At 71.8% G+C, this 26,113-nt stretch carries 19 protein-coding genes; 12 read left to right on the forward strand and 7 right to left on the reverse strand.

Annotation, left to right across the window (positions count from 1 at the left end; all coding sequences use genetic code 11):
* The first annotated feature begins 46 nt into the window (after positions 1–46).
* The 8 genes from ACIQ6Y_RS17380 to ACIQ6Y_RS17415 are packed head-to-tail and all read left to right on the forward strand — an operon-like array spanning position 47 to position 12,362.
* A complete protein-coding gene (locus ACIQ6Y_RS17380; RefSeq protein ID WP_404039066.1) occupies positions 47–1,684 on the forward strand; it encodes a PhpK family radical SAM P-methyltransferase in 1,638 nt (545 codons plus the stop codon).
* Positions 1,681–3,492, forward strand: a complete 1,812-nt coding sequence (locus ACIQ6Y_RS17385) for an amino acid adenylation domain-containing protein (RefSeq protein ID WP_404039069.1) — start codon at positions 1,681–1,683, stop codon at positions 3,490–3,492. Before ACIQ6Y_RS17380 ends, ACIQ6Y_RS17385 begins: the two co-directional genes overlap by 4 nt.
* Positions 3,485–6,673: an amino acid adenylation domain-containing protein gene (locus ACIQ6Y_RS17390; protein WP_404039072.1), complete on the forward strand. Its 3,189-nt coding sequence runs from the start codon at positions 3,485–3,487 to the stop codon at positions 6,671–6,673. Before ACIQ6Y_RS17385 ends, ACIQ6Y_RS17390 begins: the two co-directional genes overlap by 8 nt.
* A 26-nt stretch (positions 6,674–6,699) precedes the next feature.
* Positions 6,700–7,416 (forward strand): thioesterase II family protein, encoded by a 717-nt coding sequence (locus ACIQ6Y_RS17395; protein WP_404039075.1) that lies wholly within the window; start codon positions 6,700–6,702, stop codon positions 7,414–7,416.
* Positions 7,413–10,103 (forward strand): amino acid adenylation domain-containing protein, encoded by a 2,691-nt coding sequence (locus ACIQ6Y_RS17400; RefSeq protein ID WP_404039078.1) that lies wholly within the window; start codon positions 7,413–7,415, stop codon positions 10,101–10,103. Before ACIQ6Y_RS17395 ends, ACIQ6Y_RS17400 begins: the two co-directional genes overlap by 4 nt.
* 40 nt (positions 10,104–10,143) lie before the next feature.
* Entirely contained in the window at positions 10,144–10,353 is a 210-nt protein-coding gene (locus tag ACIQ6Y_RS17405) for an MbtH family protein (protein WP_404039080.1), read from the forward strand.
* Between the two features lie 14 nt (positions 10,354–10,367).
* Positions 10,368–11,126, forward strand: a complete 759-nt coding sequence (locus tag ACIQ6Y_RS17410) for an FkbM family methyltransferase (RefSeq protein ID WP_404039083.1) — start codon at positions 10,368–10,370, stop codon at positions 11,124–11,126.
* Between the two features lie 3 nt (positions 11,127–11,129).
* The gene (locus tag ACIQ6Y_RS17415) at positions 11,130–12,362 is read left to right on the forward strand and encodes a cytochrome P450 (protein ID WP_404039086.1); all 1,233 of its coding nucleotides are present in this window, start codon (positions 11,130–11,132) and stop codon (positions 12,360–12,362) included.
* Between the two features lie 63 nt (positions 12,363–12,425).
* On the opposite strand, the gene ACIQ6Y_RS17420 is transcribed toward ACIQ6Y_RS17415, so the two are convergent.
* Positions 12,426–14,306, reverse strand: a complete 1,881-nt coding sequence (locus tag ACIQ6Y_RS17420; protein WP_404039089.1) for a rhamnogalacturonan lyase — start codon at positions 14,304–14,306, stop codon at positions 12,426–12,428.
* Positions 14,307–14,759: 453 nt separating this feature from the next.
* On the opposite strand from ACIQ6Y_RS17420, the gene ACIQ6Y_RS17425 reads away from it, so the two are divergent.
* Together ACIQ6Y_RS17425 and ACIQ6Y_RS17430 are read left to right on the forward strand one after the other, a co-directional pair.
* Positions 14,760–15,011 carry a hypothetical protein gene (locus ACIQ6Y_RS17425; RefSeq protein WP_404039091.1) on the forward strand — a complete coding sequence of 84 codons (252 nt, stop codon included), beginning with the start codon at positions 14,760–14,762 and terminating at the stop codon, positions 15,009–15,011.
* A gap of 28 nt (positions 15,012–15,039) precedes the next feature.
* The gene (locus ACIQ6Y_RS17430) at positions 15,040–15,909 is read left to right on the forward strand and encodes an SGNH/GDSL hydrolase family protein (RefSeq protein ID WP_404039093.1); all 870 of its coding nucleotides are present in this window, start codon (positions 15,040–15,042) and stop codon (positions 15,907–15,909) included.
* Between the two features lie 6 nt (positions 15,910–15,915).
* Here the strand turns inward: ACIQ6Y_RS17430 and msrA are convergent, their stop codons facing one another.
* The 3 genes from msrA to ACIQ6Y_RS17445 form a co-directional block, all read right to left on the reverse strand.
* Positions 15,916–16,437, reverse strand: a complete 522-nt coding sequence (gene msrA / locus ACIQ6Y_RS17435) for a peptide-methionine (S)-S-oxide reductase MsrA (protein ID WP_404039096.1) — start codon at positions 16,435–16,437, stop codon at positions 15,916–15,918.
* A gap of 204 nt (positions 16,438–16,641) precedes the next feature.
* Positions 16,642–17,832 (reverse strand): S8 family serine peptidase, encoded by a 1,191-nt coding sequence (locus ACIQ6Y_RS17440; protein ID WP_404040087.1) that lies wholly within the window; start codon positions 17,830–17,832, stop codon positions 16,642–16,644.
* A gap of 303 nt (positions 17,833–18,135) precedes the next feature.
* A complete protein-coding gene (locus ACIQ6Y_RS17445; protein WP_404039099.1) occupies positions 18,136–18,375 on the reverse strand; it encodes a hypothetical protein in 240 nt (79 codons plus the stop codon).
* 134 nt (positions 18,376–18,509) lie between these two features.
* Between ACIQ6Y_RS17445 and ACIQ6Y_RS17450 the strand changes: the two genes are divergently transcribed.
* Positions 18,510–20,633: a SpoIIE family protein phosphatase gene (locus ACIQ6Y_RS17450; RefSeq protein ID WP_404039101.1), complete on the forward strand. Its 2,124-nt coding sequence runs from the start codon at positions 18,510–18,512 to the stop codon at positions 20,631–20,633.
* 127 nt (positions 20,634–20,760) lie between these two features.
* Here ACIQ6Y_RS17450 and ACIQ6Y_RS17455 read toward each other — a convergent pair whose 3' ends face one another.
* A complete protein-coding gene (locus ACIQ6Y_RS17455) occupies positions 20,761–21,666 on the reverse strand; it encodes a universal stress protein (protein ID WP_404039104.1) in 906 nt (301 codons plus the stop codon).
* A gap of 246 nt (positions 21,667–21,912) precedes the next feature.
* Between ACIQ6Y_RS17455 and ACIQ6Y_RS17460 the strand changes: the two genes are divergently transcribed.
* Positions 21,913–22,050, forward strand: coding sequence for a hypothetical protein (locus ACIQ6Y_RS17460; RefSeq protein WP_404040132.1), 138 nt, complete (start codon positions 21,913–21,915; stop codon positions 22,048–22,050).
* Between the two features lie 145 nt (positions 22,051–22,195).
* Here the strand turns inward: ACIQ6Y_RS17460 and ACIQ6Y_RS17465 are convergent, their stop codons facing one another.
* The gene (locus ACIQ6Y_RS17465) at positions 22,196–22,378 is read right to left on the reverse strand and encodes a hypothetical protein (protein ID WP_404039107.1); all 183 of its coding nucleotides are present in this window, start codon (positions 22,376–22,378) and stop codon (positions 22,196–22,198) included.
* Positions 22,379–22,682: 304 nt separating this feature from the next.
* On the reverse strand, positions 22,683–26,039 hold the full coding sequence (locus ACIQ6Y_RS17470; RefSeq protein WP_404039110.1) for a GH32 C-terminal domain-containing protein: 3,357 nt from the start codon (positions 26,037–26,039) through the stop codon (positions 22,683–22,685).
* Positions 26,040–26,113 lie beyond the last annotated feature (74 nt).

The raw sequence follows: 26,113 nt of genomic DNA on the forward strand, positions 1-26,113 counted from the left end.
TCACTCGCCCGAACGTTCTCCTCCCCAGACTTGGAGCATCCACCAGATGCCGGAACTCGACTGCGTCGTCATCGGTTACAACGAGGGCGACTTCCAGGACTACCGCCTGATGTGCGAGCGAAGCGGCCCGAACTCGCCCGAGTGGCAGATCTACCGCAAGGAACACCTGGAGATCGACGGCCGCCCCATGCCGTGGATGGACGTCCTGAGCACCCTGCGCAACAGGGCGACCGGACGCAACGACCGCTATCACGTCGGTGAGGTCTTCAACCTGGCCGGCCTGTATCTGACCAACTTCCTGCGCCGGCACGGCATACGGACCGACGCGGTGTCGCTGTTCGGGGCCGAGCAGGAGCGGCTGGCGCGGTTGCTCGCCGAGCGCCCGGCGGTCGTGGCGATCACCACGACGTTCTACGTCAACATCCTGTCGGTCACGCCGATCGTCGACTTCGTCCGGCGCCACTCCCCCACCTCGCACATCGTGGTGGGCGGCCCGCTGATCGACAACCTGTGCCTGGACGGCATCACCGACGAGGTGCAGGACCTGTTCCACGGCATGGGCGCCGACTCCTACGTCCGCGAGTCGCAGGGCGAGCACGCGCTGGCCGAGCTGTGCCGGGCGGTGCTGCGCGGACAGCCGCTGGAGGAGGTCGCCAACCTGATCACCTGCCCGGAGGACGACTGGGTCGCCAACCGGCGCAAGCCCGAGGCCAACGACCTGGACGCCTGCGCGATCGACTGGCAGAGCTTCACGCCCGAGCAGATCGGGGTGACCGCGCAGACCCGCACGGCCCGCAGCTGCGCCTTCAAGTGCAGCTTCTGCGACTACCCCACCCGGGCCGGCGCGCTGACCACGGCGTCGGTGGACACGGTCCGCCGCGAGCTGCGGGCGATGGCCGAACTGGGCGTGAAGAACCTGGTGTTCGTGGACGACACGTTCAACGTGCCGCCGAAGCGGTTCAAGGAGCTGTGCCGGATGATGATCGAGGAGGACCTCGGTCTCGACTGGTACTCCTACTTCCGCTGTTCCAACGCGCGCGACGAGGAGACCTTCGACCTGGCCGCGCAGAGCGGCTGCCGGGGCGTGTTCCTCGGCATCGAGTCCGGTGACGCCGACATCCTGGCCAACATGAACAAGCTGGCGCAGGACTCGCAGTACCGGGCCGGCATCGCCCGGCTGAAGGAGCGCGGCATCACCACCTTCGCCTCGATCATCGTCGGCTTCCCGGGCGAGAACGAGCGCACGATGCAGAACACCATCGACTTCGTCAACGAGACCGGCCCGACCTTCTGGCGCGCCCAGCCCTGGTGGGGCAACCCGCGCTCGCCCGTCTACCGCAACAAGGAGGTGTACGGGATCGAGGGCGCGGCCTACGACTGGCGCCACGCGACGATGAACTCGGCCGAGGCCGCCGCCTGGTGCGACACCATGTTCGACCGGGTGACCGAGTCGGTGTGGCTGCCGCTGTACGACTTCGACTTCTGGTCGCTGCCGTACCTGGACGGCAAGGGCCTGGGCGTCGACGAGCTGGTCCCGCTGCTGCGCACCACGCAGGAGCTGATGCGCGAGCGCGACGGGCAGCGCCCGGACCCGACCCGGGTGGCCGTGCTGAACGAGCAGCTCGCCAAGGACGTGGCCGCCCTCGACATGGCCCCCGCGCGCTTCGGCTACGCCACCTCATGACCGCCGGCGTCCACGGGGCGATCTCCGCCGCGGCGCGTGCCCATCCGCGCCGCGCGGCGGTCGTCACCGACGAAGTCACCCTCACGTACGAGGAGTTGGACGACCTCTCCGACCGGCTGTGTGCACACCTGGTACGCGCCGGGACGGCCCGGCAGTCGGTGGTCGGCCTGCACTTCGCGCGGAGCGCCGAGCAGGTCGTCGCGCTGCTGGCCGCGCTGAAGGCGGGCTGCGCCTATCTGCCGCTCGACCCCCGCTATCCGGCCGACCGGCTGCGTCACATGGTCACGGACTCCGGCGCCGCCCGGCTCCTGACCGGGCCCGGCCTGAAGCCGCCGCAGGACTGGCCGGTCGACTGCCCGGTGACGGAGGTGGCCCTGCCGCTGCCCCCGTCGCCCCCGGCTCCTCCGTCGGACGACACCGCCGTACGAACGGTCCACCCGCACGACCTGGCGTACGTGCTGTACACCTCGGGCACCACCGGCCGCCCCAAGGCGGTCGAGGTCACGCACGCGAATGTGGCGAGCCTGCTGCGCGGCCTTCAGGCGTCGGTGCTGAGCGGGGTCGGCCCGGCCCGGGTCGCCTGGAACGCGAGTGTCTGCTTCGACGCCTCCGTCCAGCAGTGGGTGCGCCTGTGCCGCGGGGACACGCTGGTCCTGCTGGACGAGGACGTCCGCGCCGATCCGGCCGCCCTGGTCGACGACCTCGTACGGCACGGCGTGACCGACCTGGACGTGGTGCCCTCCCACCTCGCGCTGCTGACGGGGCCCCTGGCCGCCGCGGGCCTGCCGCTGCGCCTGCTGGTCGGCGGTGAGCCCGTGGCCCCCGCCCTGTGGGCGGAGTTGCGCCGTCTGGGGCACACGCAGGGGCTGCGCGCCTGGAACATGTACGGCCCGACCGAGTGCACGGTCGACGCCACCACGGCACCCGTCGACGGAGAGACTCCGCACCTCGGCGCCCCGCTGCCGGACGTCCGCTGCCATGTGCTGGACACCGCCCTGCGGCCCGTACCGGCAGGCGAGACCGGTGAGCTGTTCCTCGCCGGGCCCGGTGTCGGACGCGGCTACCGCGGGCAGCCCGGGCGCACCGCGGCCGTCTTCCTGCCCGACCCGTTCGCCGGGGACGGCGGGCGGATGTACCGCACGGGGGATCTCGTACGGTACGACGACCAGGGCCGGCTGGAGTTCGTACGGCGCCGTGACCGCCAGGTGAAGGTGCGCGGCCACCGGGTCGAACTGGGTGAGGTGGAGGCGGCGTTGACCTCGCTGCCCGAGGTCGCGGGCGGCGCGGTGGTGCTGCGCGACGACCTCCCGGCGGGCCCGGGCCTCGTCGCGTACGCCGTACCGGCCGCGGGCGGGTCGCCGTCCGTGGACGGGCCCGTGCTGCGCGAGCGGCTGGGCGCGTTGCTGCCCGGGCACGCGGTCCCCGCGGTCGTCGTGCTGCTGGACGCGCTGCCGGTCGGCCCGCACGGCAAGGTGGACCACACCGCCCTGCCCCGGCCCGCCTTCACGGCGGCGGCCCCCGAGGAGTCCGCGAGCCCGCTGGAGCGGGAGGTCGCGCTGATCTGGACGAAGGTGCTGGGCGTGCAGCGCATCGGCGCCGCCGACAACTTCTTCGACCTCGGCGGGGACTCCCTGGCGGTCGGAAAAGTCCTCAACCGGTGCCGGGAGCGTTTCGGGGTGCGGCTGCGGGCCCGGGCGCTCTTCGAGAACCCCACGCTCCGCGGTTTCGCCGCGGCCGTACGCCACGAGACCGAACGGCTGTCCCCGTCCCCCCTACCGAGCAACGAAGGAATCCCGCCCCGTGACTGATCAGCCTGCGCAGCGTTCCCTCCTGACCCGTCTCGGCCAGGACGGTCCGTCCCCCGCCTCCTTCTCGCAGGCGCGCCTGTGGTTCGCCGACCAGATGGGCCGGCGCGGGCTGGAGTTCGTCTATCCGTACGCGCTGCGGCTGACCGGCCGGCTGGACGTACGGGCCCTCGCCGGTGCGGTCGACGCGGTGGTGGCCCGGCACGAGACGCTGCGCACCACCTTCGTCTCCCGTGACGGCGAGCCGCTCCAGGTGGTCAACATGCCGTTCTCGCTGGGACTCGAGGCCACGCCGGTCGAGGCGGAGGCGCTGGAGGGCGAGATCCGTGACGCGGTGGCCCGGCCGTTCGACCTGGCGACGGGACCGGTGCTGCGGGCCCGGCTGTTCCAGGTCGGGCCGGACGAGCATGTCTTCCTGCTGGTGATCCATCACATCGCCACCGACGGCTGGTCGATGGAGATCGTCTTCCGGGAGATCGGCGAGGCGTACGAGGCGCTGCGTTCCGGGCGCGAGGCCGAATTCCCGGAGCTGGCCGTACAGTTCGTGGACGTGGCCTCCTGGGAGCGGCAGCGGTTCGCGGCCGGGGAGTTCGCCGAGGACCTGACGTTCTGGCGGGAGCACCTCGACGGCTGTCCGCATGTGCTCGCGCTGCCGCTGGACCGTCCGCGGCCGGCCGCGCAGTCCTTCGACGGGCGGTTCCTGTCGTTCGAGGTGCCCGCGGCCGACGCGGGTGCGCTGGCCGCGCTGGCGAAGGAGTGCGGCGCGTCCGCGCACATGGTGCTGCTCGCCGCGTTCCAGCTGCTGATCGCGCGCTGGTCGGGGCAGCACGACTTCGTCGTCGGCATGCCGGCCGCGAACCGTGAGGCGTCCGAGACGGAGGAGCTGGTCGGCTTCTTCATGAACCTGCTGCCGCTGCGCGCCACCGTGGACCCGTCCGGCACGTTCCGCGACCTGGTGGCGCGGGTCCGCGAGTCGTCCCTGGACGCCTACGACCATCAGGGGCTGTCCTTCGACCGTCTGGTGGAGGAGATCGCGCCGGAGCGGACGCTGGCCCACAACCCGCTGGTCCAGGTCGCGTTCAACATGGAGAAGCAGCCGCGGCTCAGCATCGACGGCGTGGCGGTCGAGGCGCTGGACGTGCAGCCCGACATCACCCGCTACGACCTCGCGGTCGACTACATCGTGCAGCCGTCGGGCGCCCTGCGCTGCGACTTCTACTACGCCAGCGACCTGTTCGAGCAGGAGAGCATCGAGGGCCTGGCCCGCCGGTTCGCGTTCCTGCTGCGTACGGTCGCCGAACGGCCGGACGCCTCCCTGGCCGTGCTGCCGGTGCTGGACGCCGAGGAGGAGGCCCGCGTCCTGGCTCTCGGTGCGGGACCGGAGGCCACCGCCGACGCGCCCCTGCTTCCGGCGCGGTTCCGCGCGGCGGTCGAGGCGCGCCCGGACGTCCCGGCGGTCGTGGACGGCGACACCGTCCTGACGTTCGCCGAACTGGACGCGCGCGCCGCGGACATCGCCCGGCTCGTCACGGCCCACGGCGTCGGCCCCGACACGGTGGTCGGCCTGTGCCTGCCGCGCTCCGCCGAACTCCTGGCGGCGATCCTCGGCGTCCTGCGCGCCGGTGCCGCCTATCTTCCGCTGGACCCGCAGTACCCGGCCGAACGCCTGGACCACCTGGTCCGCGACAGCGGGGTGCGGCTGGTCCTGACCATGTCCTCGACGTCGTACGACGGCCGGTTCGACGACCTGGCCACCGTCGTGCTGCTGGACTCCGCGCAGGTCCCCGCGAGCACGCCCGGCCCGGTCGCCGAGATCCATTCGGACCGGTGCGCCTACGTCATCTACACCTCCGGCTCCACCGGACGCCCCAAGGGAGTCCAGGTCAGCCACGGTGCCGTGGCCGGTCTGCTGGCGGGCCTGGAGCAGGCCGGTGTCGTGCGCCCGTCCACAGGCCGGGTCGGCTGGAACGCCAGCCCGTCCTTCGACGCCTCGGTGCAGCAGTGGGTCCGGGTCTGCCGCGGGGACACGGTCGTGATCGTGGACGAGGCCGTGCGCCGCGACCCCGAGCAGCTGGCCCGGTCCGTCGCCGAGCAGCGCCTCACCGACCTCGACCTCACCCCTTCGCACGCCGAGCACCTGGTCGGCCCGCTGGCCGAGGCGTTGCGGCCCGGCAGCGGGCTGCGGCTGTGGATCGGCGGCGAGGCCCTGCCGGCGGCGCTGTGGCAGCGGCTCGGCGAGCTGACCGACCGGGGCGTCCTCGACGCCGTCAATGTCTACGGCACCACCGAGACGGCCGTCGACACGACCTGGGCAGCCGTGGGCGAGGGCTTCGCGCCGCACCTCGGCTCCACCTTGCCCGGCCGGACCGTACGGCTGCTGGACGCCGGTCTGCGGCCGGTGGCGGTGGGCACGCCCGGTGAACTGTTCGTGTGCGGCCCCTCGGTGGCCCGCGGCTACCTCGGCCGCCCCGGCCTGACGGCCTCCCGCTTCGTGCCGGACCCGTGGGCGGCCGACGGCTCCCGGATGTACCGCACCGGCGACCGCGCTCGCTGGACCTGGGACGGCCGCCTGGAGTACCTGGGGCGCACCGACCACCAGGTGAAGGTGCGCGGCTACCGCATCGAGCTGGGCGAGATCGAGTCGGTGCTCGCCGAGTTCCCCGGCACGCTGGACTGCGGGGTCGTCCGCAAGGAGCACGAGGGCGAGGCCGTCCTCGCGGCGTACGTCCGCACGACCCCGGGCACCGGGGTGCGCGAGCTGCGCGAGCACGCCGAGCAGCGGCTGCCCGAGTGGATGCGGCCCTCCAGTTACACCCTCCTGGACGAGATGCCGCTGACCCCGGCGGGCAAGCTCGACCGGGTGGCGCTCGCCGAGCTCAAGCCGGCCGCGCCCGGCGAGGCGGAGGAGCCCTCGGCGCAGGCCGCGGACGACGGCCCGCGCACCGCGACCGAGGAACTGCTGATCCGGATCTGCCAGGAGGTCCTGGGGGTGGAGGGGCTACGCCCCACCGACCACTTCTTCGAGGTCGGCGGCCACTCGCTGCTCGCCATCCGGGTGGTCGCCCGGCTCAAGCGCCAGGCGCAGCTCGTCATCCCGATGACCGCCGTCTTCGAGAACCCCGTCCTGAGGGATCTGGCGGCCTACGTCGAGGAGGCCATCCGCGAGCGCATGGCCTCCTCCTGAGCCCCCTTCGAAGACTGGAGCACCCCATGACCCCGACCTCGATCCTCTGCCTGCCCTACGCCGGAGCGGGCGCGACCTTCTACCGCGGCTGGCCCGCGCCGCCCCCGGGCATCGACCTCGTCCCGCTGCAGCCCGCGGGCCGCGAGGAGCGCTACCACGAGGACCCGTACACCGACCTGGAGTCGGCGGTGGCGGACCTGACCCGGCTGGTCGCCCCGTACGCCGAGGCCGGGCCGTACGCCCTGTTCGGGCACAGCTTCGGCGCGATCCTCGCCTACGAACTGGCCCGGGCCCTGCCCGCCGCCAGGCTGCCCGCGCCCGGCCGGCTCATGGTCAGCGGCTCGGCCGCGCCCGGGGTGCCGCTCGGCCGGCACTCGGCCGGCCTGGACGACGAGGAGTTCGTGGCCCGGGTGGAGCAGCTCGCCGGGTACGTCCACCCGGCGCTGGCCGACCCCGACCTGCGCGAGGTGGTGCTGCCGGTGCTGCGGGCCGACGTCGCCCTGCACGAGTCCTACCGGCCGGCGGACGGCGAGCCGCTGCCGGTGCCGGTCACCGTGTTCCGCGGCTCGGCCGACCATCTGGTCAGCGAGGAGGACTGCCGGGGCTGGGCCGACGTGACCACGAAGGACTGCTCCGAGGTGGAGTTCGCGGGCGGTCACATGTACCTCGCGGAGGACCCGGTGCCCGTGCTGCGCGCGATGGCCGACCTGGTCGCCGCCCGGCCGCAGCCGGAGCGCCTGTGAGGGCCCTGGTGCTCCGCGCGCTGCGGCGGGTGGACGCGGCCGCGGTCCGGCAGCGGCTCGGCGGGCTCTCCGGGCCGTGGGCGCGCGACCCGGCCGTGTGGGCCGAGGCCCTGCCGTACCCGAGCGAGGACCCGCGCGCCGACCGGCTCCGCCGGCGCACGGCCTCGCGTCCGCTCGCCCCGGGCGACGGTCCCGCCGTCCGGGTGTGCCTGCTGACGTACGCCGACCGCGTCCAGGACCTGGTGGTGAGCGCGCGCCCCGAGGTGCTGGACGAGGGTGGCCTGGGGAGTCTGGCCTGCCTGCTGGTCGGCGAGCCGTCGGGGCCGGTGTCGCTGCCCCGGCCTGCCGGCGAGCCGGAGCCGGAGCCGGTCGAGCGGCTCCCCCTGGACTGGGCGTCGGGCGCGAGCGCCCGGCCCGGCACCCGGGACAGCCTCGCCGTCCCGCTGGGCGCCGAGGCCGGCGAGGCGGCCCTCCTGGCGGCGCTGGCCACGGCGCTGGCCCGCCGGACGGGCGGTGACGCCCCGCACCTGACGCTGCGTCGGCCCGGCCCGGCCGACGGCGACCTGACGAGGAAGGACACTGCCACCACCGTACAGCCGGACGGCGGAGGTTCGGTGAGCGTGGCCGAGGAGGTCCTCGCCGCCGCGCGCTGGTCGTCGGGGCCGGTCCCGGCGCACGACGTGGAACTGCGGCTGCCCGCTCCCCCGGCCACCGCCGACCGGCTGGAGGCGGCGGGGCTGCGGCTGCTGCTGCGGACGGCGCCCGCGTCGGCCGTGCTGTCCTTCGACCTCGACACCCATACCCAGGAAGCCACGCTGACCTGCGACTTCGCCGCCGATGTCGTGGCGCGCGAGGCGGTGGAGGCGCTGCTCGCGGAGGTGGCCGGGTACGTCTCCGGGGAGACAGGGCCGGCCGTCGCCCCGTGCGTGAGCGAGGTGGCGGCCGATGCCACGATCCACGGCCTGGTCGCCGCGCGGGCCGAGGAGCGGCCGGACGCCGTCGCCGTGACAGCACCCGACGGCAAGCTGACGTATCGTCAACTCGACTGCTGGGCCGACACGATCGGTCATGCGCTGCGCTCGCGCGGCATCGGCCCGGGGGACCGGGTCGGTGTGTGCCTGCGGCGTGGCGCGGAGCTGGTGGCCGCGCTGCTCGGCGTGCTCAAGTCCGGTGCGGCGTATGTGCCGTTGGACCCGGCATACCCCGAGGACCGGCTGCGCTACCTCGCCCAGGACGCGGGGCTGTCGCTGGTGCTGGCCCATGAGCCCCGCGCGGCCTTCGACGGGTGCCCGCACCTGGTGCCGCCGCCGGTGGCCGAGGACGTGCCGGCCGTGGGCAAGGACGCCGTGCCCGCGGACCCCGCGTATGTCATCTACACCTCGGGCTCGACCGGCCGGCCCAAGGGTGTGGTGGTCGAGCACCGCAACTTCGCCGCGCTGCTGGCGGGGACGCGCGAGGAGTTCGGGTTCGGCGGGGGTGACGTGTGGACGTTCTTCCACTCGTTCGCGTTCGACTTCTCGGTGTGGGAGATCTGGGGCTGTCTGGCGACGGGCGGCCGGCTGGTCGTCGTACCGGAGGACGTGACCCGGGTGCCGGAGGAGTTCCGGGAGCTGCTGCACGCCCAGCGCGTCACCGTCCTCAACCAGACCCCGTCGGCGTTCGTGCAGTTGCTGTCCACCGAGACGGCCGGGGCGTCGCCGCTCGACGTACGGCTGCTGGTGTTCGGCGGTGAGCCGCTGGACTCGCGCACCCTGCTGCCCTGGTTCGACGCGCACCCGGAGGACCGGTGCCGCGTGGTCAACATGTACGGCATCACCGAGACGACCGTGCACTGCACCTGGACCGACCTCACCCGGCGCGACGCGCTCGCGGGCAGCCGGTCCATCGGCACCGCGCTGCCCGGCTGGACGCTCCACGTCCTCGATCCGTACGGCCGTCCGCTGCCGGCCGGTGTGCCCGGTGAGATCCATGTCGGCGGTGCGGGAGTGGCCCGCTGCTACCACGGCAGGCCCGGGCTGACCGCGCAGCGGTTCCGGCCGGACCATCTGTCCGGGGTCCCCGGGGCCCGGCTGTACCGCAGCGGCGACCGCGGGCGGCTGCGCCACGACGGCCAACTCGAGCATCTGGGGCGGCTCGACGGGCAGGTGAAGGTGCGCGGGTACCGCATCGAGCTCGACGAGATCAGGAACCGTCTGCTCGAAGCGGCCGAGGTGCGTGCGGCGGCCGTCGTGCTGCGCCGCCGCGGCGAGGCCGGCGACGCGCACCTGGACGCGTACGTGGTGGGCCCGGCGGCCGACCCGGCCACGGTGCGCGAGCACCTGGAGCGGACCCTGCCCGCCTACATGGTGCCCAGCACGCTCACGGTCCTGGACCGGCTGCCCGTGACCGGGAACGGGAAGCTGGACACGGCGCGTCTGCCGGAGCCCGGCCGGGCTCCGGAACCGCCCCCCGCCGCACCGGCACCCGAGACGCCCGAACTCGCCTCGCGGATTGCCGGGGCCTGGCACGAGGTGCTGGGCACCCCGGTCGCCCCGGACGACAACTTCTTCCTGATCGGCGGCAATTCACTGCTGGCCATCCGCGTGATGGTCCGGCTGCGGGAGCAGGGCATCACGGACGCGCCCGTCCGGATGCTCTACCGCCACCCCACCGTCCGGCGACTGGCCGAGGCCCTGACCGCGCCCTGACCGCCTTACACCCACCACAGCACACCGGAGGAAACGAACCATGAGCGACAACGGCCCCGAGCGCTGGACCGTCCTGATCAACGCCGAGGAGCAGTACGGCCTGTTCCCGGCCGAGCTGCCCACCCCGGCCGGCTGGCGGCCCGCTGACTTCACCGGCACCGAGGAGGAGTGCGTCCGCTACGTCGACGAGCACTGGACCGACATGCGTCCGCTGAGCCTGCGCCAGGCTCTGGACGGCTCGGCGGCGTAACGACCATGGAGACGATGAAACTGCCCAACGGCCTGACGGTGTCTCATGTCAGCACGGGCGAGACGGCGTTGCTCTACCGGGACATCTTCGCCGAGCGCTGCTACATGCAGCACGGCATCACGCTGACCCCCGGCTCCACCGTGTTCGACGTCGGCGCGAACATCGGGATGTCGACGCTGTTCTTCCACACCGAGTGCGCAGGCCTCACCTTCCACGCCTTCGAGCCGGCACCGGACCCGTACGCGGCGCTGAGCGCCAACATCGCGGCGCACGGGATCGACGCCACGGCCACTCGGTGCGCGCTGTCCGACCACGCGGGCACCGGCCGGCTGACGTACTACCCCGACTCCACGGTGATGTCCGGCTTCCACGCCGACGCGCAGTCGGAGGCGGCGCTCACCCGGACCTTCCTGGTGCGCAGCGGCTTCGACGAGGAGGACGTCGAGGACATGCTGGCGGGCCGGCACGACACCGTGGAGATCGAGGTGCCGGTGCGGACGCTGTCCGACGTCATCGCCGAGCGCGGCGTCACCTCCATCGACCTGCTCAAGGTCGACGTGGAGAAGAGCGAACTGGAGGTCCTGCGGGGCCTGTCGGAGGCCGACTGGCCGAAGGTGCGCCAGGTCGTCGCCGAGGTCCACGACCTCGACGGCACCCTGAAGGCGTTCGTGTCGCTCCTCGACGAGCACGGCTTCGACGTGGCGGTGGAGCAGGACGCGCTGCTGGCGGACACGGAGATCTACGAGGTCTTCGCCGTACGGAAGGCGGGCTGAGGCGTGGTCGACACGATCGGCTTCGCGGCGGCCGACCCCGCCACGATCGATGTGGCGGACCCGGCGCTCTACGAGTCCGGGGACCCGGTGGCCCTGTGGGCGCACCTGAGGGCCACCTCTCCCGTCCACTGGAACAACCACCCGCCGGGGCCCGGCTTCTGGGCCGTCATGGCGTACCAGCCGGCGCTGCAGGTGTACCGGAACACCGACGCGTTCACCTCCGAGCTGGGGATGCGCGTCGACTCCGACCCGGCCGCGGTGGAGGCGGCGGCCGGGAAGATGCTCATCGTCACCGACCCGCCGACGCATCCCCGGCTGCGCCAGCTGATGAACTCGGCCTTCCTGCCGAGGGTCGTCGCCACGCTGGAGGCGTCCATGCGCAGGGTGATCGAGCCGCTGGTGGAGGAGGCGCTGCGCAGGGACGTGGTCGACTTCGTCAGCGAGATCGCCGCGGTGCTGCCTGCGGCGATCATCTGCGACATCATGGAGATCCCGCAGTCCGAGCGGGCCATGATGATCGACCTGACCAGCAAGGCGTTCGGCGCCTCGGTCGGTGGCGAGGCCAAGTGCCCGATGAGCACCATGGAGAAGACCGAGGCGCACGCCGAGATCTTCCTCTACTACACGGAGCTGGTGGAGGAGCGGCGGCGCAATCCCGGCGCCGATGTGGTCAGCGCGCTCATCCAGGGTGACCTGGACGGACGCCGGCTCACCGACGAGGAGGTCCTGCTCAACTGCGACGGGCTGCTCACCGGCGCCAACGAGACCACCCGGCACGCCTCCGCCGCCGGGCTGCTCGCGCTGATGGAGAACCCGGGCGAGTGGCAGCGGCTGCGCGGTGGGGAGGTGGACATCGAGGCCGCGGTCGACGAAGTGCTGCGGTACACCAGTCCCGCCCTGCATGTCACCCGGGTCGCCAAGAAGGACGTCCAGGTCGGCGACCAGCTGGTCCGCGCCGGGGAGACCGTCGCCCTGTGGAACTCCTCGATCAACCGCGACGAGACGGTGTTCCCCGACCCGGACCGCTTCGACCTCGGCCGCACTCCGAACCGTCACCTCACCTTCGGCATCGGCCCCCACTTCTGCATCGGCGCTCCGCTGGCCAAGGCGGAACTGAAGGTGCTGCTCCAGGTGCTGGCCGAGAAGGTGACCCACATGGAACTGGCCGGGCCGGTCGAGCGACTGCGCTCCAACTTCATGTGGGGCATCGAGCGCCTGCCGGTCACCCTGCGCTGATCACCGCAACGCCCGCACGGGGCCTCGGGAACACACCCACGGGGCCCCGGCCGCGGTCGTCGCTCAGGGGGTGTAGACGGTGGGGCGCGGTGCGGTGGGCATGCCGGAGCCGATGAAGAAGCTCGGGTGCGGTGGCTGGTTGTACGCGGTGTTCTGCCAGGCCAGCGCGGTGCGGTACTGGGTGTCGTGGAGGAGGGTCGTGATCCTGGTGCCGGTCTGGCTCGGGGTCGAGTAGATGCGCAGGGCACGGTTGTCGCTGGTGCGCCAGATCACCTCCTCGCGCCAGTCGCCGAGGAGGTCACCGGACAGGGCCGGGGTGGACTTGGTGCCGTTGTTGGAGGAGACGCCCGACCCGGTCAGCAGGCGGGTGTCGCCGGAGGTGCCGTACTTGTCGATGCGGGTGCCGTCGAGGAGTTCGCGGACGGTGTCGCCGTCCCACCAGGACAGGAAGTTGATGCTGGACGGCTCGCGGCCGAGGGAGGCGCCGGTCGCGGAGCGCAGGGTGGTGTCGGAGGCCGACCACGCCTCGGCGCCGGGGCTGCCGGCGTAGATGTCGCCGGAGACACCGCGGCCGTTGTCGGAGCCGGAGGCGGTCTGCCACAGGATCTGGCCGGTGCGCGCGTCGGCCATCCAGGAGCCGGGCTTGCTGGAGTCCTCGGAGACCTTGAAGTACTCCAGGCCCGCTCGGGAGGGGTTGAGGTCGCCGAGGTGGGCGGCGTCGCCGTGGCCGAGTTTCGTGGTCCAGAGTCCGGCGCCGTTGTCGTCCACGGTCATCGCGCCGTAGACGATCTCGTCCCGGCCGTCGGCGTCGACGTCCGCGACCGACAGGGCGTGATTGCCCTGGCCGTCGTAGCCCTTGCCCGCGTTGGTGGAGGAGGTGGTGTCGAAGGTCCAGCGGCGGGTGAACTGGCCGTTCCGCCAGTCCCAGGCGGCGATCACCGTACGGGTGTAGTAGCCGCGCGCCATGATCAGGGAGGGGCGGGCGCCGTCCAGGTAGGCCGTGCCGGCGAGGAAGCGGTCGACGCGGTTGCCGTAGGAGTCGCCCCAGGAGGAGACCGTGCCGCGGGCGGGGACGTAGTCGACCGTCTGCATGGCCCGGCCGGTCTGCCCGTTGAACATCGTCAGGTACTCGGGGCCGGACAGGATGTAGCCGGACGAATTGCGGTAGTCGGCCGAGGAGTTGCCGATCACCGTGCCCGCGCCGTCCCGGGTGCCGTCGGCCGTCTTCATGGCGACCTCGGCCTTGCCGTCGCCGTCGTAGTCGTACACCTGGAACTGCGTGTAGTGCGCGCCGGAGCGGATGTTGCGGCCCAGGTCGACGCGCCACAGCCGGGTGCCGTCCAGCTTGATGCCGTCGACGATCGTGTTGCCGGTGTAGCCGGACTGGGAGTTGTCCTTGGCGTTGGTCGGCTGCCACTTCAGGACCAGGTCGAGCCGGCCGTCGCCGTCGAGGTCGCCGACGCTCGCGTCGTTGGCCTCGTAGGTGTACGCGACTCCGTCCGGGGTGGTGCCGCCGGCCGGCGGTGAGATCGGCACGTCCAGATAGCCGGCCCTGAACTGCAGCGCATGCTCGGAGGCCGGCTGCTCGGTGCCGCCCACGACCGCTCGTACGGTGTAGTCGGCCGAGTCCGGGGCGCCGGAGTCGAAGTAGTTCGTCGAGGCGGTGATCGGCGAGGAGTTGAGCCTGATGGAGCCCCGGTAGACGTTGAACGCCACGTCGTTCGGGTCGGTGGCCAGCCAGCGCCAGGACACCAGGTTGCCGCTGCTGGTGTGGACGCTGGTCAGTCCCCGGTCGAGGCGTTCCACCTGCCGGGCGGTCGCGGCGTGCGCGGTCTGCGGCAGTCCGACGAGCGTGGAGGCGGCCACCGCGGCGGCGGCCGTGATGCCGCCGATGAGTCGGCGTCTCACCTTCCGGGGGTGTGCTGTGGGGCGTGCGTAGGTCACGACGACCTCCGATGCGAGGGGGGTGTGCGGGTGCGGGTGCGCTCGGGGGAGAATGTGGGACCGCTCCCACGGCGTGTGAGGGTAGAGAGGCGCTGACGCGTCGTCAAGGATTCTGTCGGAGTTCGGTGTTCGGCAATGTTTGGATCCGTTACTTTGTTGGCTCCGACTGATTGACAGCCTGACGATGGACCCTCTTATCTGGGAAGCGCCTGGGAACGTTCACAACGCTCCGCCAAGGAGGTTCACCTTGCTGTCGGACGAACACACCCGATCTCGAACTCGCTCATGAATCGCCTCAGTTGTCGCCGTTGTCCTGGGCTTGCCCAGTGCGGGACCGGGTGGACCCCAACCGGCTGTCGGTGGTGGGCCGTTCGATGGGCGACGGTGGAGCGCTCGCCGCGGCCGAGCGGCGCCCGACACTCAAGGCGGCCGTCGGCCATCAACGGCGTCGGGGTGGACCTGCCCGCGGAGATGCGCGCGGTCGGCGCGGCGCAGCGGGTGCCGGTCGTCGATCTGACCGCGAGGAGCAGGGCGCTGGTCGAGTCCCGCGGCCCGACCGCGTCCGCCGCGCTCCACCTCCGCTCCTCCGTCGACGGCGTCACGGACAACACCCACTTCTCGCAGTACGGCGCGACCCGGATGGCCGGGCTGGTGCTCCAGAGCATCCGCGAGCAGGGCCTGCCGCTCGCCTCCTCCCTGCGCTGACCGGCGCCCGTTCCCAGGAGACACGACGATGAAGAAGCTCCGGATCCTCCTGACCACCGCCCTGGCGCTCGCCCTGTCGAGCCTGGGCGTACAGGCCGCCTCGGCGGCCGACAGCACCGCGGCGCACTGCGCGGACGCCTCGCGCCCCGCGGCACCGGCCGGCAGGGGGGCGGCGGTGGCCGAGCCGGTCACCGTCTGGCTGGCCGGTGACTCCACCATGGCCAACCCGAGCGCGGCGTGCCCGGTCGGCTGGGGCAGCCAGTTCGGCGCCCTGTTCACCAGTGACGTCACCGTCCGGAATCTCGCCGTGGGCGGCCGCAGCATCCAGACGTGGCTGTACGAGTCGGCCGTGAGCGGCACGATGGGTTCCGACGGCGAGTGCGTGCTGACCTCCACCGCCTACTCGTCGCGCTGGCAGGCGATGCTGAACTCCACCACCGGCATGAAAGCCGGCGACTATCTGTTCATCCAGTTCGGCATCAACGACTCCTCCCCGACCTGCCCCCGGCACGTCGGCACGGCCCGCTACCAGCAGCTGATGACCATGATGGCGAGGGCCGCCCTGGCCCGGGGCGCCCACCCGGTGCTCCTGACCCCGGTCGCCGCCCTCACGTGTTCCGGCTCCATCGCCACCAAGAACCGCGGCTTCGTCAGCGAGACCTACGCCTCCGGTACCGCCACCGGGTCACCGGTCATCGACCTGCAGACCCTGAGCGTGTCCCTCTACAACAGCCTTCGCTTCTGCCCCCACACCGGCGACTGGGGCTCGGGCCCCGTCGGCGCCTTCTTCTGCAACGACCGCACCCACTTCGAGACCTACGGCGCCCAGCGCGTCGCAGGCCTCGTCGCAGGAGACGTACGCAGGCAGAACCTCGCGCTCGCCCCGTATCTCAAGTAGGGGGTCTCAGCCCGCCTGGGAGGAACTGCGGCGCGGGAGCTTCCAGTCGGGGCGCGGGAAGTGGCAGGTGTAGCCGTTCGGGTAACGCTCCAGGTAGTCCTGGTGCTCCGGCTCGGCCTCCCAGAAGTCACCGACCGGCTCGACCTCGGTGACCACCTTGCCGGGCCACAGGCCGCTCGCCTCGACGTCGGCGATGGTGTCCAGGGCGACGCGGTGCTGCTCCTCGTCGGCGTAATAGATGGCGGAACGGTAGCTGCGGCCGATGTCGTTGCCCTGGCGGTCCCGGGTGGTGGGGTCGTGGATCTGGAAGAAGAACTCCAGCACGTCGCGGTAGCTCGTCACGGCGGGGTCGAAGAGGATCTCGATCGCCTCGGCGTGGTCGCCGTGGTCACGGTAGGTGGCGTTCGGCGTGTCCCCGCCGCTGTAGCCGACGCGGGTGGACAGCACGCCCGGCTGCTTGCGGATCAGGTCCTGCATCCCCCAGAAACAACCGCCGGCCAGCACGGCTCGTTCGGTCTGCGACGTCATCGGTTGCTCCCTCACATTCGAGCCGCTGTTCCGTGGGCGCGCCTGTCCAGGCCGTACGGTTCCCGGCTCCCCCAGCTAGTGCAGATCTCCCAGCTTACGACGGCCGCCGCGAACCCGAGCGGCCCGGCGGCGCCACCTCGCAGGAGCGGGTGGCACCGCCGGGCCCTCACGGCCGTTCCGGGCCGGCGGGGTGACCTGGAGCGGTTACTCGGTCACCTTCAGCAGCTTGTTCGGGGTCCCGCTGCTCGGGTTGGTGATCTTGTCGCTGGTGGCCCCGCCGACGAGCGCGGCGGCGACGTCCGCAGGGGCGGCGTCGGGGTGCCCGGCCAGGTAGACGGCTGCCGCTCCGGTCACGTGGGGCGTGGCCATGGAGGTGCCGGAGATCGTCTTGGTCCCCTCGTCGCTGTCGTTCCAGGCGGAGGTGATGTCCGAGCCCGGCGCGTACAGGTCGACGATCTGGCCGAAGTTGGAGAAGTCCGACTGGGCGTCGTCCTTGGTGCTGGAGGCGACCGTGATGGCCTCGGGGACCCGGGCGGGCGAGCCCTGCCCCGCGTCGGACGACTCGTTGCCGGCGGCGACCGCGAAGGTGACGCCCGCCGCGATGGCCTTCTGCACCGCCGCGTCGAGCGCCGGGTCGGCGCCCCCGCCGAGGCTCATGTTGGCCACCGACGGCCCCTGGTGGTGGCTGGTGACCCAGTCGATGCCCGCGACGACCTGCTCGGTGGTGCCCGAGCCGTTGTCGTCGAGCACGCGGACCGCGACGATCTTGGCCTTCTTGGCCACACCGTAGGACGCGCCGGCGATGGTGCCCGCCACATGGGTGCCGTGGCCATTGCCGTCGTCGGCGGTCTCGTCGTTGTCGACGGCGTCGAAGCCGTGGGACGCGCGGCCCTCGAAGTCCTTGTGGGTGATGCGTACGCCGGTGTCGATGACGTATGCGGTCACGCCTTCCCCGGCCTTGTCCGGGTAGGTGTACTTGCTGTCGCCGGCGGTGTCCGCCTGGTCGAGGCGGTCCAGGCCCCAGGACGGCGGGTTGTCCTGGGTGGCGGTGATGTGGAACTTCTTGTTCTGGACCACGGTGGACACCGCGGGGTCGGCGGCGAGGCGCTTGGCCTCCGTCGCGGTGAGGCTGCCCGCGGAGAAGCCGTTGACCGCCGAGCCGTAGGTACGGCTGAGCTTGCCGCCGTACTCCGCGGCCAGCTCTCGCTTCTCGGCCGCGGAGGTCTTCTCGTCCAGCAGGACGACAAAGCTGCCGGGCACCGCGCCTTCGGCGTTCAGGCCGTAGACCGTGCCCTGCGCGGGCTGCTCCGCCTGAGCGGCGGGGGAGACGAACAGCGCCGTGCCGGCGACTGTCGCGACGGCCGCGATCGCGGTGACGACCTTGGCCTTGCCCATGCGTATGTGATGCGCCGTCAAGAGGGGTCTCCTCGTGAAGTGGGGGGTTGACGTGGGGGGTTTGCGTTCGAACGGCAGCGCTGCGCGTGCCCTGGAGCCTGCCGACTTGTCGCGAGCAGATCAATCCCCTGACGTGCGTCAGCCTTTGGCGGGCGGGGTGATCTCCACAGGATTCCCGCAAAGGTGAAGCAACCCGACTGCAAACCCCCAGCACCTCACGGTGGTTGAATCGCCAAGAAACGCACTCGAATGATCCGTGCGGATTTCTTCACCGTCCGCACACGCCGGCGCGCCCTTCCCCCCTCACGGCAGGATCGAGTCCACGTAGCCGCCGTCCACGCGTACGGCGCCGCCGGTGGTGGCGGACGCGTACGGCGAGGTGAGGTGGACGAAACAGCGGGCACCGCCGGCCCGCCCCGCAGGACCCGCCGCCCCGTCGGACCCCGGGCTCGCCGGCCGGGCCTCGTCCTGCTCGGCCTCGTCGTTTCGTGCCGGTGGCTTCCCCGAGGAACCCGCCGCGGCGCCGAAGCGGACCCGCGTCACCCGCAGGGGTGCCGACCTCGGCGTAGGGGCGTAGCGTCCCCGTAGGGGAAGTCGGGCGTGGGTGTACGAGTGGCCCGGGGCGGGTCGCTGCCGTGTCTGTCCGGAGCCTTCCCGAACAGTGCGGGAGGTGCGCCGTGGCGGGAGCCGGTGAGACGGCGGCGTACGCGGACGGCCTGGACGCCGCGTTCGTGGAGACCGTGCGCGCGACAGGGGCGTCGGTCGGCGCCCTGTACCTGCTGACGCCGGACGGGCAGCAGCTGTTCCTGGACGTGCTGTGCGGGGCGCCGGCGGAGCTGGCGGCGCCCTGGAGGACGGTTCCGATGACCGCCCCCGCGCCGGTGGCCGAGGCCGTGCGGGAGGACCGCATGGTGTGGGTCGGCAGCCGGCAGGAGATGGCCCGCCTCTATCCGCGCACCGCGATGGCCCTGCCGTACCCGCTGGCGCTGGCCGCCGCGCCGGTCGCGGGCGTCCGTCGATGGGGCGCCCTGATGCTGATGTGGCCGGCCACCCGGCCGGGGTACATGACCAGGCGCGAGCGCGGGCACATCAGGGCGAGCTGCGGACGGCTCGCCCGGGTGCTGGAGGACGCCCTGCACAGCGGCCCGCCGCCGGCGCCCGCCGACGGGCCCCGGGTGGTCTCCGCCGGCTCGTGGCGCTGGTCGACGGACCCGGCACACAGCGCCGCGGACTTCGTCGAGCGGCTGCCCGGCGGCAGCTGCGCGCTGGACCTGGAGGGCCGTTTCACCCTGCTCAGCCGAGGCGCCTGCGAGCTGCTCGGGCGGGAGGCCGATCAGCTGCTGGGCACCCGGCCGTGGCACTCCCTGCGCTGGCTGGACGACCCGTCGTACGAGGACCGCTACCGCGCGGCGGTGCTCTCCCGTGAGCCCGTGGCGTTCACCGCGTGCCGCCCTCCGGACCGCTGGCTGGACTTCCACCTCTATCCCGACGCGAGCGGCATCAGCGTACGGATCATCCCGAGCGGTGAACCGCCGCCGCCTTCTCCGGCGCCCCACCGGCCCCAGGACTCGGTCACCCCGACGCGCGCGGGCCGGCTCTACCAGCTGACGCACCTGGCCGCCGGGCTGACGGAGGTCGTCGGCGTCCAGGACGTGATCGATCTGATCGCCCACCAGATCGTGCCCGCCTTCGGCGCCCAGGGCCTGGTGCTGTCCTCCGCCGAGGCCGGGCGGCTGCGCATCACCGGGCACCGCGGCTACTCCCCCGAGACCATCGAGCGCCTCGACGGCCTGCCCCTGAACACCGCCTTCACCCCGGCCGGCCAGGTGCTCCGCACCGGCGCACCCGCGTTCTTCGCCGATCCGGAGGAGCTGCGACGCGGTTACCCCGAGGCGCCGCAGATCAGCGGCAAGCAGGCCTGGGCCTTCCTGCCGTTGATCGTCTCCGGCCGGCCCGTCGGCTGCTGCATCCTGTCCTACGACCGGCCGCACGACTTCCCGGCCGAGGAACGCGCCGTCCTGACCTCGCTGGCCGGGCTCGTCGCCCAGGCCCTCGACCGGGCCCGCCTCTACGACGCCAAGCACGACCTCGCGCACAGCCTCCAGCAGGCGCTGCTGCCGCGGACGCTGCCCCAGGTCACCGGCCTGCGGGTGGCGGCCCGCTATCTGCCGGCCACGCGAGGCATGGACATCGGCGGGGACTTCTACGACCTCATCCCCCTCGGCGCCGGAGCCGTCGCGGCCGTCATCGGCGACGTCCAGGGACATGACGCGGCGGCTGCCGCTCTCATGGGGCAGGTGCGGACGGCCGTCCACGCCCACTCCGCCGTCGGTGCGACCCCGGACCAGGTGCTGTCCGGCACCAATCGCCTCCTCATCGACCTGGACGCCGAACTGTTCACCAGCTGCCTCTACGTCCGCCTCGACCTGGCCGGGCGCCGGGTGTCCCTGGCCAGCGCCGGTCATCCGCCCCCGATCGTGCGCCGCCCCGGGCACGGCGCCCGGCCGGTCGACGTGCCGCCCGGTCCCCTGCTGGGCATCGACCCCGATGCCGTCTTCCCGCTGACGGACATCCCGTTCACGCCCGGGTTCATGCTCGCCCTCTACACCGACGGTCTCGTCGAGACACCTGGTGCCGATATCGACGACTCCATCGCCGAGCTCGCCCACCACCTCGCCGAGGCCGACGACCGGGACCTGGACCGCCTCATCGACACCCTGGTGGACAAGGCGGGCACCCACTGGCAGCGCACCGACGACGTCGCGCTGCTCGTCCTGCACCATATGGGCGGGCCTGGGTAGCCTCCGGCGGCGGGCCCGGTCGGCCGAGGGGGGCCGGTCGGTGCCGTGGGTGCGGATCCTGTCCAGATGGCGCAGGCGCTGTCCTCGGCCGCCGCGCGCACCGCGAGTCCGCGCACGGTCGATGTCTTCACTCGTGCGAGACCAGCGCGACCGGGCACCTCACGTGATGGATCAGCGTATGCGCGACCGCCCCGGTGGTGGGCCGTCCGGCCACCGTGCGGTGGCGGCGGATGCCGGCCACGAGCAGGCCCGCTCCGCCCGTCGCGCGGACGAGGGCGTGGGCCGGGCGGCCCTCGTGCAGGTCCTCGCGGACGTCGACGGCCGGATACTTCACCCGCCAGGGTTCCAGCAGCCGGGCCAGCTCGTCCTCCGCGGCGCCTCGCAGGCGGGCGCGCTCCCCGGCGGCCGGGCGGCTGTGCGGGAACGGCACGTGCCAGGCGTGCACCGCGCGCAGCGGCGCCCCGCGCACCTCGGCGGCCCGGAAGGCGAAGTCCAGGACGTCGTCGTACGTCCCGTCGATGTCGACGGCGACCGTGACGTCACGGAAGGGCGTGTCGACCGAGGGTCGTCCGTCGGCGTCGGGAAGGTGCTCGGTCTCGGCGCTCTCACCGGCCGGTACCAGGACGATCGGCCGTTCCGTGCGGGCCGCGGTGGCCAGCGCGACCGTTCCGGAGACGAATCCGCCGAGCCCGCTGCTCCCCTGCCCGCCGATCACCAGAAGGTCGGCGTTCTCGGCCTCGGCGAGCAGGGCGGGCACGGGCGGCCTGCCCACCTGCTCGGCCGAGACGGCCAGCGGCGGGTACCGCCGGCTCAGCCGGTCGAGCGCGCTGCGCAGCACTTGGCGGGCGTGCTGCTGCACGGCCCTGAGCTCAGGCGAGGAGTCGGGGGCCGCGTCGCCGCCCGGCAGGCCCGCCTCCCAGGCGTGGACCAGCCGCAGCGGAAGACCTCGGCGCAGGGCTTCCCGGGCCGCCCAGTCCACCGCGGCCACGCTGTCGCGCGAACCGTCCACACCGGCCACGACCGACCTGATCATGACCCTCACCTCCCAGGTCATCGTCGGGTCCACGCCCTGCTCCCAGAGTGCCCCGTCGACGCCGACCCAAGAGGGGCCGACCGGCCCCGGCCGAGGGCCGTACAGCCTCCCTCCTCCGAGGCATGGTGGCCGCACGCATAGCTGGCCCCAGAACTATGGTGCCCCACCACATACGCCTCTGACCTGCGTCTTCCTACGGTGTGCCAGCACGCACCCGTCCCCACCGCACACGAGGAAGTGGCGCACATGGCCTCCGCAGCATCCGCTCCCCCATCCCCGAACAGCCTCAAGCGCATCGTCGCCGCCAGCCTCATCGGCACGACCATCGAGTGGTACGACAACTCATCCGACCAGAGCTACGGCCTGCTGTTTTCCCGTCATTGACCCTCGAAAGTCAGCACCGAACCAGCACCAGGAAGTCTCGTGCTGGGTGGGAATCGAGAGTGTGCCTGCTGAGACCGACCGCAGCCCATGACGCCAGGCGCCGAAAACGGTCACTCACCGTAGTGGCCTCGGGGGCAATCGCCGTCTAGTCCTGCTCGATGCCCCGCTCAGGGGATGCGGGCCGCACTTTGTCACGACGGCATTGACGCGGTTCTCCCCAATGCCGCAGCGCGATGGCTTGGTGACCGAACAGGACGGCGTCTCGGCCGGCATCGGCGTCGAAGGCCCCGCGCGCGAGGCTACGGAACTCGGTCCAGTCGATCTGCACGCTCGGGTCGAGGGTGATTCGGCTGCTGTCTGTGTGGACGAAGCGGTCTCGTCCCCGCGACTTTCGGTCGGGTTCAAGGGCCCCTCTTAGCCCTCGCGGCCGCCCTTTGTTACGCGTCAAGGCAACGCCCCGCCGACCTGTGTCAGCGGGGCGTCGCTGTGGGCTGCGTTCGGTCAGGGACACTAGCGGCTGGAAAGGAATGTCCGTCTTCCTGCTCGGCTCCCTGGCTCGCTCAGCTTGGGTGAGCGGTTCTTTGCCTGTGCTTCCTTTCTGTAGTTTGTGCCGTTGAGGGGCGCGTGCCACGTCAGCTGGTCATACTGCTCATCTTCCAGACGGTCATGGACTTGACGGTGCTTCCGTCGCCGAAGAGGCGCAGGCCGAGGGAGTCCTGGCGGAACGGATAGGCACGGGTGGTGATCGACTTGTGGGAGTTGGCGTATGCCTCGATCACCGAGCGGTCGACGAAGACGTCTAGCGTCAGGGTGCCGTTGGAGAGTGTCAGTGGGCCCTTGTGGATGCCGAGGTTGGGCTCGGCGCTCGAGTTGTTCCCGGACCTGGTTCGGTCGACTCCCAGTTGCGCGCCGGCTGCGTCGTAGAACAGGCGTGTGCGCTCTTCGTCTCCTGGGCTGCGCAGGACGTCGAGGCCGAAGGTGCTGGCACCGCCGCGTTCGAGTGTCAGCTTGATGTGGAGCATGTCGCCCTTGACGTTCGTCAGGCGCTCGTTCGCGGCGGCGACGGACGTAGGGGCCGTGATGTTGACGAGGGGTTCGCCGTCGTGGAGGCGTGCGACTTCTTCGACTGGGCTGAAACCGAGGTCGCCGTCGGGCCGCATGGACAGCTGGATGGGCAGGCCCGCGTTGTGGGCCCATCCGGCGTCGTAGTGGGCACGTTCGGTGCGGCGGTCCTGGGCGATGCTGAAGACCAGGGAGCGTCCCTTGTCGTCCACCGTTCCGCTGGGGCCGGTGAAGTGGTCGCCGTAGTCCATCAGCTTCGGCTCTGTGGTGTCGGGTGTCCAGCGTCGGGCCTGGCCGTCCCAGGTCCCGACCCAGTAGTAGACGTACTTGCTGCTGTACTCGCCGGGGCCGGCGGGGAAGGCGGGGTTGACGAGCAGGGCCCGGCGCTCGCGGCCCTGAGCGTCCTTGCCGATCGGCAGGAAGGTGGGCAGCTCCCAGACCTGGCCGGTCTTGGGGTAGGCCGCCACGTCACCGACCATCAGCGGTCCGGAGTACGTCCAGTCGGTGAGGTTCTTGGAGGTGTAGAGAAGGGCCGTGCCTCCGATGTCGCGGCCGTCGGTGGCCTGGACGCCGGATCCCATCAACTGGAACCAGGTGTCGCCTTCCTGCCAGACGAACGGGTCGCGGAAGTCTCCGAAGCGGACCTTGCGCCCGGCGCCGACGTCGAGGTCGGCGGTCTGGCTGGTGACGAGGGTGGGATGCATCTTCCACTCGACGAGGTCGCTGTCGCTGGGGTCGACGGGACGGGCCAGGCCGGTGGCCTGGTTGGGGCGCTGGGAGTCGTTGCCGGCCGTGAACAACAGGACGGGTACGCCGTTCTCGTCGTAGGCGGCGTCGCCGGACCAGACTCCGTCGGGTGCCACGCTGTCCTCGGTGGGTGCGAGCGCGACGGGCAGGTCGCGCCAGTGCACCAGGTCCTCGCTGACGGCATGTCCCCAGGCGATGTTGTGCCAGTAGGGGCCGTGCGAGTTGTGCTGGTAGAAGAGGTGGTATTTGCCCTTGTACTGGATGGGGGCGTGGGGCTCGTTCATCCAGTGGTTGGGGGCGGTGAAGTGGTAGCCCGGACGGTAGCGGTCACCGTCGTAGCGTGAGCGGTCCATCGCCATCCGCGCCGTGGGCGTGACGCCGCCGGCGAAGGTCTGGACGTCGTTCTGGTGTCCGGCGGCCACCGACGCGGGGGTGAGCGCCCCGGTGTGGATCTTCACCTCGTCGATGAGGCCGTTGAACATGTTCACCGCGAACGTGCCGTTGATGATGGCGGGCTGGTTGTGCCGGCCGATGATCAGCGGGACGTCGGCCTTGGCCAGCCGCGCGCTGGTGGGGATGGAGGTCTGGGCGACCTGCTGGCCGTTGAGGAAAAGCCTGATGGCTCCGTCGGCGGGTGCGAACACCGCGGACAGGTGCGCCCACTTGCCCGCCGTCAGGGCGGCGGTCTTGGGGACAGTCACCTCGTACCACGCGTCGCCCGTGCCGATGCCGAACTGCCACCTTCCGTGTCGGCCGACGCCGAGGGAGAAGCCCCGCTTGGCGCCCTTGTCCTGCTGGTTGACGACCGCGGAGGGCTTGCCGTCATCTCCCCACTCGAAGGCGCGCGGCGCGACCCACGCCTGGACCGTCAGGCCGTCGGTGGGCAGCTGGGTCTGTGCGGCGGCGCGAGAGACCCAGGTGGAGTACCCGTCGAACAGCAGCGCGCCGGAAAGGACTCCGTCCTCCTCGCGCTTGGGCCGCCACAGCGGGTCACTGTCGGGCTTGTACTGTGCATCGTTGAAGACGTAGCTGATGGGGTCGGCGGCCTGGCTGACCTTTTCCCTGGTCGCAGTGCCCTGGCCTTCGGAGAAGTCCCAGTGGGCGGCCAGTCCGACCTGGGACGGGTCGGGCGCCGGGTCGGTGCCGACGCGGACGTCGTCGAGATTGATGTGGCCCCAGCCGCCGGTGGCCTTGTCGACGACGGTGATGCGCAGCTGCTCGCCGAGGTGCGTGCGGGCGTCCCAGGTAACGCGGCGATAGGTCTCGTCGTCGGTGCCGGTGGCCTTGTTCAGGACCGTGCCGTCGAGGGTGGTCAGAGCGACGTAGAGATCGCTGTCGTTACGGCCACCGGAGACAAGGGCACTGACCATGCCGGTGCCGGTCAGGGTGAACGGCTCAGAAGTGACGGTACCGGTGGGCGCGTCACCGCCTGAGGCGAAGCCCCACAGGTGGTACGTCCCCTGCTGGTTGAAGCAACAGCCCCACCCCCAGCCCGGCTTGTCACTGACCGCCCCGGTGAAGGCTGCCCCGGTCGTCGTCCAGCCGCTCAGATTGCCGCTCTCGAAACCCGGATTGGACAGGATCCTCACACTCGGTGCCGGGTCGGTGCCGACGCGGACGTCGTCGAGGTTGATGTGGCCCCAGCCTCCGGTGGCCTTGTCGACGACGGTGATGCGCAGCTGCTCGCCCAGGTGCGTGCGGGCGTCCCAGGTGACGCGGCGATAGGTCTCGTCGTCGGTGCCGGTGGCCTTGTTCAGGACCGTGCCGTCGAGGGTGGTCAGAGCGACGTAGAGATCGCTGTCGTTACGGCCACCGGAGACGAGCGCGCTGACCATGCCGGTGCCGGTCAGGGTGAACGGCTCGGAAGTGACGGTTCCGGTGGGCGCGTCACCGCCTGAGGCGAAGCCCCACAGGTGGTACGTCCCCTGCTGGTTGAAGCAACAGCCCCACCCCCAACCGGGCTTGTTACTGACGGCGTTGTTGAACGCCGTCCCCGTCGTCGTCCAGCCGCTCAGGCTGCCGCTCTCGAAACCCGGATTCGACAGAGTGGTTTCGCCGGCGCGGGCGGTCGCCGTCATCAGCGGTGACATGAGGCCGAGACACAGGGCGAGCGCGAGCAGCGCTCGTACGAGGGTGAGCGGGGGACTTGACGTGCCTCTTGCTGGCGAGCGGGTGCGCATGCATACCTCCGGTGGTGGGTGATGAGGGAACAGGCCAGGTCGTGCGCCGCCTTCGAAGCCGTCGGCGGCACGCG

This window comes from Streptomyces sp. NPDC096205, from assembly GCF_044763135.1.
Classification (GTDB): domain Bacteria; phylum Actinomycetota; class Actinomycetes; order Streptomycetales; family Streptomycetaceae; genus Streptomyces.